Here is a 14,248-nt window from a genome sequence, read left to right on the forward strand (position 1 = left end):
CTCCACGCCGGCGTAGACCACGTCGGGCTCGCCGGGGCGGCCGGGGCGAATCTGCCAGATGTTCGCCAGGGCCAGGCCGCTGTCCTCCGGAAAGCGCACGTTCTGCCGGTCCGGCGCGCTCCACGTGGCGCCGAAGTCGTCGCTGGTGCGCACCACGCTGCCCCAGTGCATGCTCTGCCCGCCGGCCAGCACGCGTCGCCGGCCGCCGCGCTGGTCGAACGCGATGGAGTAGACGGCCTCGCCGCGAAAGTGCGGGCCGCTCATTCGCCACTCACGCCGCGCGGCGTCGGCGTGAAAGAGGAAGGCGCCCTTCATCGTCCCCACCAGCAGGAGGACGTCGCCGTCGGCGGGGGTGAGCGTGGAGTCGGTGGACATGCGGGATCTCCGGCGGTGGAAGATGATACCCGGAAGCGTGCCCAGTGTAATCTTCCGCGCGGGGAGCGCAAGGGGGATGATCGAGTCTCACCAACGGGACGGACCTTGTGCGTGGGCGGGGCGCCCCCATCCCCTGCCCTTTCCCCGTAAACGGCACGGGGGACGGGGAATCACGGACCGAGCACGATGACAGGCAGTCTGCCGGCCCACGGAAGGCCCTCCCCCCGGCCCCCTCCCCCGCTTCGCGGAGAGGAGGAGAACTGACACTACTGATTCCGAGCCTGGAGCAGGCGCGTCCAGTCGGCCAGCTCGCGGAGAAGGCGGGCGACGAACTCGCGCGTCTTTTCATCCGTCAGGCGACCCTCGGCGTCGAACTTTTCGTGGGCGCGGTAGACGAGGATCTCCGGGCTCAGCAGCGCGGGCGTCTGCGTAAAGACGAACGACGCGCGCAGCTGCGTCTGCGCCCGCGCCGTGCCCGTCACACCCGGGCTCGCGCCGAAGATGGCCGTCGGCTTGCCGGCCAGCACGGCGCCGCGCGGCGGGCGCGAGGCCCAGTCGACCGCGTTCTTCAGCACGCCGGGGACGCCGTGGTTGTACTCCGGCGTGGCAATCAGCAGCGCATCCGCCTGGCCGATGGCGGCCTTGAGGGCGCGCACGGGCTCGGGATCGCCCTGCGCCTCCACGTCCTCGTTGTAGAGCGGGACGTCGATCAGGTCGAAGATGCGGATCTCCATCCCGTCCGGCGCCAGCTCCTGCGCGGCCCGCAGCAGCGCGCGGTTGTACGACGCGCGGCGCAGGCTTCCCGCGATCGCGCACACCACCAGCGGCCGCGTGGCGGACTCAGTCGGCGCGATGGATGTATCGACGGTCATCATCAGGTCCTGTGAAGGTGGGGCTGCGTTCGTGCGGATCGTGAGGCCATGCGTGAACCAGCAGATCCGGTCGGCGCCACGGGATCTGCCTTTTGTGGAGCCCAGGAAGCGTCATCCCGAGGGAGCGCCGCGCACAACGTGAACGCACACAGCACTTTGGCGCGGCCGAAGGATCTTGTGTGCGAAACTCCAAGGCGGCGTCCATGCACGAGGGCCGCGGCAGAGCTTTGCGGGCAAGATCCTTCGTCGCCGCCATGGTCTTCGCCCGGATCAGGACCACGCGGCGGCTCCTCAGGATGACGCAGCGCTCGAAGCGCGATGCTTCAGCATCCTCGCAAGGATGACCCGCGCGAGAATCGCGGGAGGGCTTGGCACCCTCCCGACGACGCGGGCCGCATCCTTAGTCGATCGACTTGAGGGCGGCGACGATCTGCTGGCGGCGCGGCTCCAGGAACGGCGGCAGCACCACCTTCTCGCCCAGCGTGGCGGCGTCCTCGTCCACCGCGAAGCCGGGGCCGTCGCTGGCGATCTCGAACAGGATGCCGTTGGGCTCGCGGAAGTACAGGCTGCGGAACCAGAAGCGGTCCACCGGGCCGCTGTTGGGCACGCGGATGCTGTTCAGCCGTTCGCTCCACGCCTCGTAGTCCTCGTCCGGCGTGCGGAACGCCACGTGGTGCACGCCGCCCGCGCCCGGGCTGGCCGGCGCCAGGTCCGGCTGCACCGCCACGTGCAGCTCCGCCGCCGGTCCGCCCTTGCCCATCTCGTACACGTGCACCGTGTGGCGCGCGTTGTCCGGGTGCGCGTACGTGCGCACGGGGCGAAAGCTGAGCACCTTCTGCAGCACGGCGTCCGTGGGCGCCAGGGAGGGCACGCTCATCAGGATGGGGCCCAGGCCGCGCACCTGGTGCTGCGCCGGGACGGGGCTGCGGCCCCACGGATGCGCCTCGCCCGCGCCGCCGTCGTCGATGAGCGAAAGGCGCTGGCCCTCGGGGTCCTCGAAGTCCACCACGAGGCGGCCGTCGCGCTCCACCACGTCCCCCGCCTGCACGCCGCGCGCGCGCAGGTGCTCCGTCCACCAGCGAAGCGTATCCTCTCCCGCTACGCGCAGGTGCGTGCGGGTGATGCTGTGCGTGCCGCGCCGCTCGGGCTTGACCGGCCAGTCGAAGAACGTGAGGTCCGTGCCCGGGCTGCCCTGCGCGTCGGCGTAGAAGAGGTGGTACGCGCTCACGTCGTCCTGGTTGACGCTGCGCTTGACCAGCCGCATGCCCACGGTGCCCGTGTAGAAATGGTGGTTGTCGCGAATGCGCGCCGAGACCGCCGTAAGGTGATGGATGCCGGTGAGCTCCATGGGTTCCTCCTCGATGTATGCGAACGTCGATTTCCTTCGCGAATCACTTGCATCCGTCAGCCGAGCCCTGGACTTCAGCCCCGCAGCGGCTTGAGGGCGCCGGCCCACTTGAGCAGCTCGTCCAGCATGGCCGCGGCGGCCCGCTCCTGCACGGCGCCGGGGTCGAACGCGCCCGTTTCCGCGCCGATGTGCTGCGTAAAGAACGGGATGGCCACGGCCTCCACGACGGACACCATCCGCAGCGCGGCCGTGATCTGCTTGGTCATCTGCACGCCGCGCAGCCCGGCCGAGGCGCCGCCGTAGCTCACGTATCCCACCGGCTTGTACGCCCACTCCTGCACCAGGAAGTCCAGCGCGTTCACCAGCGACGGCGGCGTTCCGTGGTTGTACTCGGGCGTGACGAAGACGAACGCGTCGGCCCGGTGCACGCTCTCGCTCCACCGCCTGGTATGCTCGTGCTCGTACTGCCGCAGCCGCGGATGGCGCGGCTCGTCGAACAGCGGCAGGTCCACCTCGGCCAGGTCCACCACCTCCACGTTGAACTGGCCGTGTCGGCGCGCCTGCGCCGCGAACCACGCCGCGATCAGCGGCCCCTTTCGCTCGTCGCGCGTGCTGACGACGATCACCTGCAGGTTCAGCATCTGGATCCTCTCACGTTGTTGAGCACGGCCCCCGTCAGTCCTTCGCGATGCCGTCCAGGATGGCCTGCACGTGGGCGATCTCGTCCTCGTTGACGGTGTGGCCCATTCCGGGGTACAGGCGCAGCGTCACGTCCGCGCCCAGGCCGCGCATCACCTCCGCCGACGCCTCCACGCGCTGCGCGGGGATGTGGAAGTCCACGTCGCTGCACCCCAAGAAGACGGGCGTGCCGTCCATCGATCCCGCGTAGTCGCGCGGAGTGCCGTCCGGCCCGATGAGGCCGCCGCTGAGCGTGGCCACGGCGCCGTAGCGCCGCGCGTTTCGGGCCGCGTACTCCAGCGAGAGACACGCGCCCTGCGAAAAGCCCAGCAGCACCGTGCGCTCCGGCGGGATCCCCTCCGCCTGCAGAATGGAAAGCACGTCGTCGATGGCCCGCAGCCCGGACGTGATCCCCGGCTCGTTGCTGGCGATGGGCGCCATGAAGCCGTTGGGATACCACGCGCCGCCCGCGGCCTGCGGCGCCAGGTACGCGAACTCCGGGCGGCGGAGCGCCGGCGCCAGCGTGAGGATGCTCTCCGCTGTGGCGCCGCGCCCGTGCACCATCACCACCGCGCCCTTTGCATCACCCAGCGACGCTCCGGTCGTAACTACCTGCTGTCCCTGGTGCGGTCCCGTCATCCTGCCCTCCCCTGTTCGACGATGTTCGGCATAAATCTTAGAACTAAGATATACACCTCGTCAAGCCCTCGCGTCCCAAGCGGCGGATGCACGTTCATCCGCCGGTCCAGCCTTGTCATCCTGCCAAACCCGCCTTTCGCTAGCGAGCCCAGGAAGCGTCATCCTGAGGGAGCGCCGCGCGGGCCACGAATGCACGCAGTACTTTGGCGCGACCGAAGAATCTTGTGTGCGAAACTCGGGCGTTAGGGTCCGTGCACAAGGGCAGCCGCAGCGTCTCGCGGGCAAGATCCTTCGTCGCCGCCACGGTCTGTTGCGCAGGTGGAGATCGCGCGGCGGCTCCTCAGGATGACGCAGCTGCCGGCCGATGGAGTGCAATCAGCACCCGGACAGTCCGGCTTCTACGGCGTTTTCTCACGCAGAGCCGCGGAGGACGCAGAGAACGGATCGGGCATCCGGCGCGCGAGCCAGATGGTGTGATTGCCGCACGCCGGGTCGTTCTCCACGTGGTCGACGACGCCGAAGCCGTGCGACGACAGCAGGTCGCGATACTCCTCCGGCGCCAGGCTGGCGTGAAAGAGCGGCTCGCCCTCGAACTCGCCGATGGCCTCGCCATGGTGCGGCCCGCTCGTGAACATCAGCGCCGCGCCGGGCGCCGCGTGGTCGCGAAAGACGGCGAACATCCGCCGCTGGTCGCCGTGGTCCAGGTGAAAGAAGCTGTCCCACGCCAGGATACCGGCGAATCCGCGCCCCAGCGACAGGGTGCGCATGTCCGCCACGCGCCAGTCGTGCTCCGGGAATCGCGCGCGGCACAGCTCGATGAGCGGCGGAGCGCTGTCCACGCCCGTCACGCGGAACCCCTGCCCCACCAGGTGCGCCGCCATGGGCTCTCCCGATCCGCATCCCAGGTCCAGCACATCCGCGCCGGGCGGGATGAGCGCCGTAAAGCGGTCCAGCCACGGCCGCTCGAAGAGCGACTTTCCGCGCCGCCGGTCCCACGCAGCCGCGTGCCGCGTGTACAGCCCGATGATCTGCTCGGAGGGCGAGGTCATTCGATCGAACCTGGTGCTGGCCGGGAGACGTGCGTCTCGCGAAACAGGAGAAGAAAAGAGGCCTCACACGGGCCTTCGGCCAGCGGAGTCAACGGTAAAAGATCAAGACGCGTTGACTCCGCTCATTCACCGCGTGGACGGCTGCGTGACGACGAACATCGCCGCGAAGGGGCGCGACTGCGCGGGGACGGCACCGGAGCCCGTGTACAGCTTGGAGATGGTGCCGTCCAGGAACAGCGCGTCCGGGCAGCGCAGGCCGTCGCGAAAGGCCGTGGCGAACTGGTGAAAGTTCACGCCCTCGTCCGAGATGGCGAAGACGACACTGCCGTCCTTCCGCACGCCCACGCCGTTGCGGATGAGGCGCGACGCGCCCGCCGGCGGAAACGCCCGCGCCAGCTCCCCGCGGCGCACCAGCATGGGCCCGGACTGCGACGCCAGCCGCACGGCCGCGGCGAAAGCCGGGCGCCGCGCGAAGTCCTCGGTCGACAGCACGCCCGCGCGGTCGTCCGCCACGAAGAACACGCCGTTGGGCGGGCAGTAGAAGTTGGCCACGCTGCACGGGTTCAGCGGGCCCGCACTGCGGTTGAGCCGCGCGTACAGGAGGCCGCCGTCGGCCACGAGCATCCCCGTCGTGGAATCCGCCGTGTGGTACAGGCCGGCGTTCGTGGCGAAGAGCAGGCGCTCGCCGCGGGCGCGGAGCACGCTGTCCGCGCGGGCGATGGTCCCCAGCGGCCGCCCGCGCCCGTCGCGCGCCACCAGCTCCAGCCGCGCCACCCCGGCCGGCGTGAGCTCGCAGACGCGGTATCGCGCCCCGCCGATGCGCTCGCGCCGGCACTCCACCGACGACTGCGCGTCATCCGCCGGCGCATCTGTGCCGCGCACCACCAGCCGCGCCGCGACGGTGGACAGGCTGAGGATGATTCCGATCGCGATCCGCTTCAACGTCCGCTCCTCCATCGTTCGATCCTCACGCGGCGCGTTCACACGCGCAGCAGCACCTTGCCCGTCGTGCGGCGGCCTTCCAGCGCGCGGTGGGCCTCCGCCGCGTCGTCCAGCGCGAACTCCGCGCCCACGCGCACGGACAGCTCGCCCGCCGCGATCCACGCGAACAGCTCGCCGGCGCGCCACATCAGCTCGTCGCGGGTGGCGACGTAATGGCCCAGCGTGGGACGCGTGAGAAAGAGCGAGCCCTTCGCGTTCAGCACCTGCGGATCCACGGGCACCACGGGTCCGCTGGACTGGCCGAAGAGCACCATCATCCCCCGCGGCGCCAGCAGGTCCAGCCCGGGCAGGAACGTCGTCTTGCCGACCGAATCGTAGATCACCTGCAGGCCGGCGCCGCCCGTGATGCGCCGGGTCTCCGCCACGAAGTCGTCGCGCGTGTAGACGATGACCTCGTCCGCGCCGGCCGCGCGCGCCAGCTGTGCCTTGTCGTCGCTCCCCGCCGTGCCGACGACGAACGCGCCGCGCCGCTTGGCGATCTGCACCAGCAGCAGGCCCACGCCGCCGGCCGCCGCGTGCACCAGGCATCGATCGCCCTCCCGGAGCGGATACGTGGACGCGGCCAGGTAGTGCGCCGTCATCCCCTGCAGCATCACGGCCGCGCCCTGCGCCGCGCTCACGCCGTCCGGCAGGGGGACGAGCTTGGCCGCGGGCACCACGGCATAGTCGGCGTACGCGCCGATGTGGCCCGCCCACGCCACGCGGTCACCCTCGCGCACCTCCGTCACGCCCTCGCCCACGGCCGCGACGGTGCCCGCACCCTCCTCGCCCAGCGTGGCGGGGAGCGGGACGGTGTACAGCCCGGTGCGCTTGTACACGTCGATGAAGTTCACACCGGCCGCCTCCAGCCGCACCAGGGCCTGCCCCGGCCCGGGCCGCGGCACGGGCACCGTGTCCACCGTCAGCGCCTCGGCACCACCGGTGGCGTGGATCCGCACGGCGCGCATGGCCTCTCCGCTCTCGCTCATCCCGCGATCCCTTTCCTTCCACGTGAACGCGCGGCGGACTCCGGCCCCGTCGCGCAGCTCCCGGCAAACTGCGGAACCACGCGGCGGCGGGCCAGGGGCGCGACGATCGAGGCGGACGAGCCGCGCCCCGCCGACACGTCATGGGGGAAGCCTCAGCGCGCCGTCGCTGCCCAGCGTGTACTGGGGTCCGGCGTCCACGTCGTCTCCCAGGGGGATGCGGCGCCCCGGCTCCGCGCGGAGCAGGAGGTCCAGCGAAAACGGGTCCGCGGCGGCGGGATCGACGGCGTAGCCCATGTCCGCCAGCGAGCGCACGGTCACCTGGCTGAGCGGCATGGCGGTCAGGCTCGCCCAGCCCGTCATCAACTCGTCACCCAGCACCTCCTCGCGCCAGTGCACGTTGATGGTGCCCAGGGCGCCCGCGTTCTCCACGGGCACCTTTTGCCCGCCCGTATAGGCGGTCCCGCCTACCAGGTCAAAGCCGCGCATGGCGTTGGCGCCGGCGAAGTAGGTGTCCGCCGGCGCGCCGTCCGGCGTGGACGGGTCCCGGAGCAGGAGAAACGCGGACCACCGCGTGCCGATGCCCAGCGCGTGCCCCATCTCGTGCAGGATCACGTTGCGCAGCAGCCCGTTCGTCTCCATGTACGCCATGTCGGCGGCGTCCAGGCGTAGCCGCGCCACGATGGGCAGCGCGCCCGCCGAGCGGTTGATGCAGGGCCCGGCGGCCCCCAGCAGGCCGCCCGCGCCGTCGACGTCCTCCACCCGGGCGAGGATCACCAGGTCGTCCGCCGCGAGGCTGAAGCCGGGCGTGCCCGCGCCGCAGGTGCCCGCGCCGAACGACATCGCGAAGTCCGGCACGTCGCCCGTGACCACGCCGCGCCACCGGGCCGCGGCGTCCTCGAACGCGGCGCGCTGCGCCGGGGTCAGCGGCGAGCCGTAGCACAGGGTCATCGCGTAGCCCGTCCCGCCCCCGCCGGCGCATCCGCTGGCCTGGAACGCGACGGCACCGGCGGCGCCCGGCGTGGTGGCGCTCAGCGCGTTGATCGTGGCCTGCGCGCCCAGGACCCAGCTGCCCAGCGCGGCCACGCCGCTCGCGTTGGTGAGCGCCACCGCGCCGGTCACGGCGCCGCCCCCGCCCGTGACCGCGAAGGTGACGGGCACGCCCGCCAGCGGGGCGCCGCCCAGGTCGCGCACGACCACCGAGGGCGCCACGGGGACGGTCGTTCCCGCCATGGCGGCCTGGTTGCCGCCCCCGTACAGGGCGATGGTGGCGACGGCGGGCACCACCAGGCTGCGCCGCGCGCGGGTGCGCCGGCCCGTGCCCGTGAGCACGGAGGTGCCCACGGCCTGGTACACCACGGGGATGCCGGCTTCCCCCGTCACCAGCGGCGCCGCCGCGCCGACGGTCGCCGCCGGACCGGACGGCGACAGGGCCACGGTGTCCACGGCGCCCGGCAGGACGTTGCCGTAGCGGTCCATGGCCCGCAGGGTGATGGGATAGGGCGTGTTGAGCGCCGGCGCGGCCGCCGTGCCCGCGCGAAAGTCCGCGTCGCAGGCGCTGACGCGCTCTCCCGGACGGTACAGCGCCAGCCGGGTGTACGCGCCCGGCCGGGTGATGAAGCCCGCGGGCGCGGCCGCCGTCCCCGCCGTGCGGACGGAGCAGACGTGCCGCTGGCCGGGATAGTCCGCCACGTCGGGACCGCTGGCGGGGCTGCCGGCCAGCACCGTCACCGTCGTCGCGCCCAGCAACGCGGCGCGCTCGCGCAGCAGCCGCACGGCGGACGTGTCCTGCCCCTCCTCGATGCTCTCCGTCATCCGCGTCTCCGTGTCCTCGATGGCCAGCACCTGGAACGCCAGCGAGTACACGTCCGCCGACGCGCTGGCCTGCAGCGGCACGCGGAACGAGAAGGTGACAACGCCGTCGTACTGGTTGGCGGACGCGGCCGGCGGAAGGGTGCGGCTGGTGGCCTCGGCCGTGGCGGGGCGGACGACGAATCCCACGGGAAAGACGTCCAGCACGCCGGCGGGCCGGGCGAGCGCGGCCACCTCCGCCTCGGTGAACACCTGGAGCACGTCCGGGTGCAAGGCGCGCAGGCCGTCCATCTCCCCCCGCGGCGCCACGGCCCCCGTGGGCGCGATGGCGCCGGCGATGGACGGGTCCGCGGCCGTGCCGTCGAACCGCACGAGCGAGGAGAACGGCGTGCCCGGGATGGCGCTGGACCGCGCCACCAGCAGCAGGGTCACGTTGTTCAGGCTTCGCCCGGTGGCGTTCCGCACGCGATAGCCCGCCGTGACGTAGCGCTGTCCGCCCGCCCCGCGCGCCCCTTCCGTGAACGTGCCGGACGACACGAGCTCGAGCGCCACGCTTCCCGCCGGGCTCAGCGCGGCTCCCGGCAAACCACCCTCCAGCGGCAGGACGTTCGAGCGGATCTCGCTCGATCCCAGGCCCGTGAGCGTGACCTCGTACACACCGAGAGATGGCGGTTGCGCCGCTTTCGGCGCCAGGGGAGGCGACGCACCGTCGGTACAGGCGGCAAGACCGAGCAACAGCAGGGCGGAACGATACGATCGCATGCGCATATCGGCTCCTTGTGCAGTGTCAAGAAATGGCTCAAAACACATCCAGAGGGCGTGTTCAGCCTGCACCTTGCCTCGCATGAGGCAGGGCGAATCTCCCGTGTCGGGCAGTCGTGAGACGGGGGTGACGGAGCTCGGCGAAAGCCGGCCGTCACCGCGTGCTGGACAGATTAAACAGGATCGCGGAGGCTGTCAACTCCGTTCACATCCAAGTACGTATCGCCCGCTTTGCGCCTGCTCCGCACACCCACGATCCAGTGCTTTCTCCGCCGCAGATCCACGAAAAAAGACGCGGCCCAGAACGGGTCGCGTCGTCTCGTCATCAGCAGCAATCGGTTTGCGGCATTACAGTTACGGCCCGCATCCCGCAGAAATCGCGCAGGCGCGGCGGATGGCGATCTCCCGGATCGGCCGAGACACGCCACCGTTGCCTGCATCGTCGGAGCGCGTAGATCGCGCCGGCCGCGAAACGCCCGAAATTCCTCCGATCAGCTGCGCACGGCGTACCGCAGCACGACAACACCCCTGTCAAAACGGCGCTCTCTGACGCTACGCCGTCGCCTGCTTGCTCACGACGCTGCCGATCCAGAGGGGGAGGAAGGGCGAGGTGCAGCCCTTCGGGACGGGGTAGTCGCGGTAGAGGCCCAGTTCGCCGAGCGCCAAGCACCGGTCGCGCAGGCGTTCGTCGGCGATGCCGATCTGCGCGGCGCACCAGTTCATGTTCCACTGCACCTTTTCCGGCGCGGTGGCCAGCGCCTGCTCGATGTGCGCCAGCAGCTCCTCGTTGCGCGCGTGGTTCCCGCCACGAACGGACCGCGCCTGCACCGACCAGAACGTGCGCTGCCGGAGCGTGGACGGATCGTCGCGCCACGCCGCCGTGGCGTCCTTGAGCGCGGCCTTCTTCATGATCACGTTCGCGATCAGCCAGTCCAGCAGCTGCGACTGCTCCTTGCCCTCGACGGATTCCAGGTCGGCGATCATCCGCTCCATCCGCGCCACGTCCACCGACTTGAGGTCCAGGATGAGAAACGACAGCATCCGCGCGCTGAACCGGCCGCTGTTCCAGAGCTCCGCGGCCAGCGCCGGGCTCTTTCCCAGCTCCTTGGCGAGGGCACGGGTCTGCGTGTTGTTGGGCCTCGTGCGTTCCAGCCGATCCAGGAGCGCCTGCGCGTCGGTGCTGACGGTCATCGGGAGATCCTTTCGTGCCTCGGATGCGGAGGGGCGAAGTCGCCACTGCGCGGTACAGTGTCGCGCGCGGCGCCGTCGCGCCATCCCTCGACGAGACTTTCGCCCGGGCCACGGGAGAATGCAGAGAGCAGCCCTCTCCGGATGGAAAGGGCTGCTCAGCGTCTCCCGCACTGCGCGCCTGGACAGTCCTAGCCCGCGCTCACCCGGCAATCGTCCGTCCAGACGCACTGTCCCGACGGATAGTGTCCGGCGCACACGTAGCGGCCGTCCACCAGGACCCAATTGCCGATGTGCCGGCAGAACTTCTGGGCCTGGGCCGCACCCGCCCCCAGCCCGATCCCGGCGAGCACGGCGGCGCGGATCATCATCTTCCTGTCGAGCCTCATTGCACATCCTCGCGTCTAGGGTGAGCCGGTGCGACCGCGCCGGGCCTGGAAAGGACCATCGCCGCCAGTTCGAGGGGAGTGGCCGCGTGCTCGCGCCGCCGGATCCGGCCGTCCGGCTCCAGCTCGAAGTACACGATGCCACGCGGGGCGCGGGCCGCGGGAAGCCGTTCGCCCGACAGCCCGACCACGCGCCACCGCACCTTTTCGCGCCGCAGGTACTCGCAGACTTCCCGCGTGTGTGTCGCGGGGGTAAGAACGACACCCTCCGGCGCGGGCAGCCCCCGCCTGGTGAGGTCGCGCAGCAGCGCGCCGGCTTCCAGGCAGCTCAGACACAGGTCGGCGGTCGCGAAGACCACCACGTTTGCACCCGCGGCCGGAGCCAGGCCGCACTCCGTACCGGGGAGGTCCAGCCGTCCCATCCGGACGACCTCGGCCGAGAGGGCTTCGACCCGTTGCTGCTCCAGCGCCTCCGTGGATCGTGGGACCGTGCTGCCGCAGGCGCAGACGAACAGCAGCGTGGCGGTTGCGGCCGCGCGGAGGCCCATCAGCGCGGCCGCGGCTGGAAGAGGACCACTTCAAGCGTGTCCGCGAGGGGATCCTTCACGCCCACGAAGTAGCCGTGGCCACCGCGGACGAGAACCGGGGCGTCCTGCAGGCTGGACCACGTGCCGTCGGGGCGGCGCACCGCCACGGTGGACGAGTCACCCTGGAGGTGGATGCCCCGCACGAACGGGATGGCGACGGTTCCACCGGTAGAGATCACGGCCGCCGCGTTGGTCCAGCTCTTCCCCCACTCCGTCACCTCGCGCAGGCTCAGCATGCCGGGCCGCGGCGCGACCGGCGGCGCGTACCCCCGCACGCCCACGGGGGTGACCCGGTAGGCGCCGCTGCGCGTATCCAGGGTCCAGAGGGAATCGGCGGTGGACAGGGCGACGTACGCGGTATCCCCATCGGCACTGAGCGAAAAGACGGCGCGTCGCAGGCCGTCCAGCATCCCCGGATCGCGCAGCCGTTCCGGCGCGTGATGGCGGATGGGAAGAAATCCCCGGATCACGCGCCCATCTGCGTCCACCCGGAACAGCGTGTTGGAATCCGCCGCGGTGCGGATGCCGGAAACCAGGTACGTCCCGCCGCGTTCCGGCTCGATCCCCGTTGCCCGCATCAGCTGGCGCAGCGGCACCTCGCGGTCCACTCTTCCGTCCGGATGGAAGACGGAAATCCGGTTGTGGCGAAAGTCCAGGACGTGAATGCGCCCGTCCGGCCCGAACCGCGGCGTCAGCGGGACCTGGAACTCGCCGGGTCCCGAGCCTTTGCGGCCCAGGACCTTCAACAGGCGCCCGTCTGCCGAGAAGAGCTGGGCGGACGCATCGGACCCGTCGGTGACCACGAGGCTGCCGTCGGGCGCGAGATCCAGGCCGGACAGGCCCACGATGGGCGACGACGGGGGGGTCTGCAGAGCAAAGCTCCGAACGGGCCGCAGCACCGTGGAGAATGGCGCGGCCGGGGCGGGCGCAGCCGCCGGCCGGGAGCTCGGGGCGTCGCAGGCGGCGAGGGCTGCCGCGGAGACAAGGACGGTAAGGGAACCGAGCGAAGCAAACCGCGGCATGGAGTCGCCACCCGAGGAGGAGATTTCAATCCGCGTGTCGTTCCAGGGTACCCGCGGATGGATATCGGCGCAAGAAGAACCTGTCCCGTGCAACGTTGTCGTCGTGCACCGCCTGGTTCAGGCGTCCGCCGCGCGCTGCTTCAACCCTCGCCGGGGCGCGACCCGCTCGGGGGCTGGCAGGGCGCCGGACGCGGCGGCGTCGAGGAATCGGCGAAAGGTGGGGCACTCCATGTGCGTCGGCGCGGGGCAGGCCGCGGCGTGCCGCAGCCCGTCGCGCATGGCCGTGAGCCGCCGGATGGTCGCGTCCAGCTCGTCCGCCTTGTCCGCGAGCACCTGCCGGTCGAACAACGGCCGCGCACCCGGCGCGAACATCGCCGCGATCTCGTCGAGCGAAAAGCCCGCCGTCCGCGCAATGGCGATCAGCGCCAGCCGGTCCAGCACGTCGGGATCGAACAGCCGGCGCAGGCCCCGCCGCCCCGTGGATGCGATCAGCCCCTTTTGCTCGTAGAATCGCAGCGTGGATACGGGCACGCCCGCCCGCCGCGCCACCTCGCCGATGTCCATCGCGCTCCCCCTTGACCTCAAGTCGAGTTGAGGTTGCATCGTGGGACCGTCGCGTACCGCAGTCAAGCCAACGAGGAGAGCACGATGGAGAGGGAACGCCAGGAGAACGAGCAGGCCCGGCTCTGGAACGGTACGGCCGGACAGGCGTGGGTGGAGGAGCAGGCGCTGATCGACGGGATCCTCGCGCCGTTCCAGGACCTGCTCCTGAATGCCGTCCGCGGGGCGCACCCGCATCAGGTGCTGGACGTGGGATGCGGCACGGGGAGCACGACGGTCGCCGTCGCCAAGGTGCTGGGCGAGGGCGGCCGCTGCACGGGCCTGGACGTCTCGGAGCCGATGATCGCCGCCGCCCGCGCCCGCGCCGAGCGGCAGGGCGCGCCGGCGAGCTTTGTCGTCGCGGACGCGCAGGCGCACGCGTTCCAGCCCGGGAGCTTCGACATGATCATCTCCCGGTTCGGCGTGATGTTCTTCGCGGATCCCGTGCGGGCGTTCGCGAACCTGCGCCGCGCCGCGCGGGGCGGCGCGGAATTGCGGTTCATCGCCTGGAGAAGCCCGTCGGAGAACCCGTTCATGACCACGGCCGAACGCGCCGCCGCGCCGCTCCTGCCCGACCTTCCGCCCCGCGAGCCGGGCGCGCCGGGTCCGTTCGCCCTCGCGGACGAGGATCGTGTCGCCCGCATTCTGGAGGAAAGCGGATGGACGTCGATCGACATCCAGCCGGTCGACGTTCCCTGCGCCCTGCCGGAGAAGGACCTGGTGCGCTACATCACGCGCTTCGGGCCGGTCGGCATGGCGCTGGCCGAGGCGGATGGGCCCACGCGCGCCCGCGTCCTGCAGACCGTCCGCGCCGCGTTCGATCCCTTCGTGCACGGCGACGAGGTGCGCTACACGGCGGCGTGCTGGATGGTGGGCGCGCGGGCGGATTGAAGACAGGCCGGCTCCGGTGCGCGGGATCGGCTTCGGGCGCGCCCCCCCCCCCCCCGGGGGGGGGGGGGGGGG

At 71.3% G+C, this 14,248-nt stretch carries 14 protein-coding genes and 1 pseudogene; 1 reads left to right on the plus strand and 14 read right to left on the minus strand.

Annotated elements, in window-relative coordinates:
- From VFZ20_RS20655 to VFZ20_RS20720, 14 genes and pseudogenes are all read right to left on the minus strand, one after another.
- Positions 1-375, minus strand: a pseudogene (locus VFZ20_RS20655) (exo-alpha-sialidase); the annotation flags it as partial.
- 266 nt (positions 376-641) lie between these two features.
- Positions 642-1,250, minus strand: a complete 609-nt coding sequence (locus tag VFZ20_RS20660; protein ID WP_329685835.1) for an NADPH-dependent FMN reductase — start codon at positions 1,248-1,250, stop codon at positions 642-644.
- Between the two features lie 397 nt (positions 1,251-1,647).
- Positions 1,648-2,595 (minus strand): ring-cleaving dioxygenase, encoded by a 948-nt coding sequence (locus VFZ20_RS20665; RefSeq protein WP_329685836.1) that lies wholly within the window; start codon positions 2,593-2,595, stop codon positions 1,648-1,650.
- Positions 2,596-2,669: 74 nt separating this feature from the next.
- Positions 2,670-3,236 carry an NAD(P)H-dependent oxidoreductase gene (locus VFZ20_RS20670; protein WP_329685837.1) on the minus strand — a complete coding sequence of 189 codons (567 nt, stop codon included), beginning with the start codon at positions 3,234-3,236 and terminating at the stop codon, positions 2,670-2,672.
- 34 nt (positions 3,237-3,270) lie between these two features.
- Positions 3,271-3,912, minus strand: coding sequence for an alpha/beta hydrolase (locus VFZ20_RS20675; RefSeq protein ID WP_329685838.1), 642 nt, complete (start codon positions 3,910-3,912; stop codon positions 3,271-3,273).
- Positions 3,913-4,310: 398 nt separating this feature from the next.
- A complete protein-coding gene (locus VFZ20_RS20680) occupies positions 4,311-4,961 on the minus strand; it encodes a class I SAM-dependent methyltransferase (RefSeq protein WP_329685839.1) in 651 nt (216 codons plus the stop codon).
- A gap of 126 nt (positions 4,962-5,087) precedes the next feature.
- Positions 5,088-5,903, minus strand: coding sequence for a phosphodiester glycosidase family protein (locus VFZ20_RS20685; RefSeq protein ID WP_329685840.1), 816 nt, complete (start codon positions 5,901-5,903; stop codon positions 5,088-5,090).
- A gap of 38 nt (positions 5,904-5,941) precedes the next feature.
- Positions 5,942-6,910 (minus strand): quinone oxidoreductase, encoded by a 969-nt coding sequence (locus VFZ20_RS20690; protein ID WP_349264113.1) that lies wholly within the window; start codon positions 6,908-6,910, stop codon positions 5,942-5,944.
- Between the two features lie 159 nt (positions 6,911-7,069).
- On the minus strand, positions 7,070-9,397 hold the full coding sequence (locus tag VFZ20_RS20695; RefSeq protein ID WP_329685842.1) for a leishmanolysin-related zinc metalloendopeptidase: 2,328 nt from the start codon (positions 9,395-9,397) through the stop codon (positions 7,070-7,072).
- Positions 9,398-10,054: 657 nt separating this feature from the next.
- On the minus strand, positions 10,055-10,693 hold the full coding sequence (locus tag VFZ20_RS20700) for a DNA alkylation repair protein (RefSeq protein WP_329685843.1): 639 nt from the start codon (positions 10,691-10,693) through the stop codon (positions 10,055-10,057).
- Between the two features lie 188 nt (positions 10,694-10,881).
- Positions 10,882-11,079: a hypothetical protein gene (locus VFZ20_RS20705; RefSeq protein ID WP_329685844.1), complete on the minus strand. Its 198-nt coding sequence runs from the start codon at positions 11,077-11,079 to the stop codon at positions 10,882-10,884.
- Positions 11,076-11,624: a hypothetical protein gene (locus VFZ20_RS20710; protein ID WP_329685845.1), complete on the minus strand. Its 549-nt coding sequence runs from the start codon at positions 11,622-11,624 to the stop codon at positions 11,076-11,078. The genes VFZ20_RS20705 and VFZ20_RS20710 overlap by 4 nt, the downstream gene beginning before the upstream one ends.
- Entirely contained in the window at positions 11,624-12,562 is a 939-nt protein-coding gene (locus tag VFZ20_RS20715) for a 6-bladed beta-propeller (protein ID WP_329685846.1), read from the minus strand. The genes VFZ20_RS20710 and VFZ20_RS20715 overlap by 1 nt, the downstream gene beginning before the upstream one ends.
- Positions 12,563-12,802: 240 nt before the next feature.
- Positions 12,803-13,249, minus strand: a complete 447-nt coding sequence (locus tag VFZ20_RS20720; RefSeq protein ID WP_329685847.1) for a helix-turn-helix domain-containing protein — start codon at positions 13,247-13,249, stop codon at positions 12,803-12,805.
- Positions 13,250-13,333: 84 nt separating this feature from the next.
- On the opposite strand from VFZ20_RS20720, the gene VFZ20_RS20725 reads away from it, so the two are divergent.
- Positions 13,334-14,176: a class I SAM-dependent methyltransferase gene (locus tag VFZ20_RS20725; RefSeq protein WP_329685848.1), complete on the plus strand. Its 843-nt coding sequence runs from the start codon at positions 13,334-13,336 to the stop codon at positions 14,174-14,176.
- The last annotated feature ends 72 nt before the right edge of the window (positions 14,177-14,248 follow it).

Origin of the sequence: Longimicrobium sp. (assembly GCF_036280135.1) — a bacterium.
Lineage (GTDB): Bacteria > Gemmatimonadota > Gemmatimonadetes > Longimicrobiales > Longimicrobiaceae > Longimicrobium.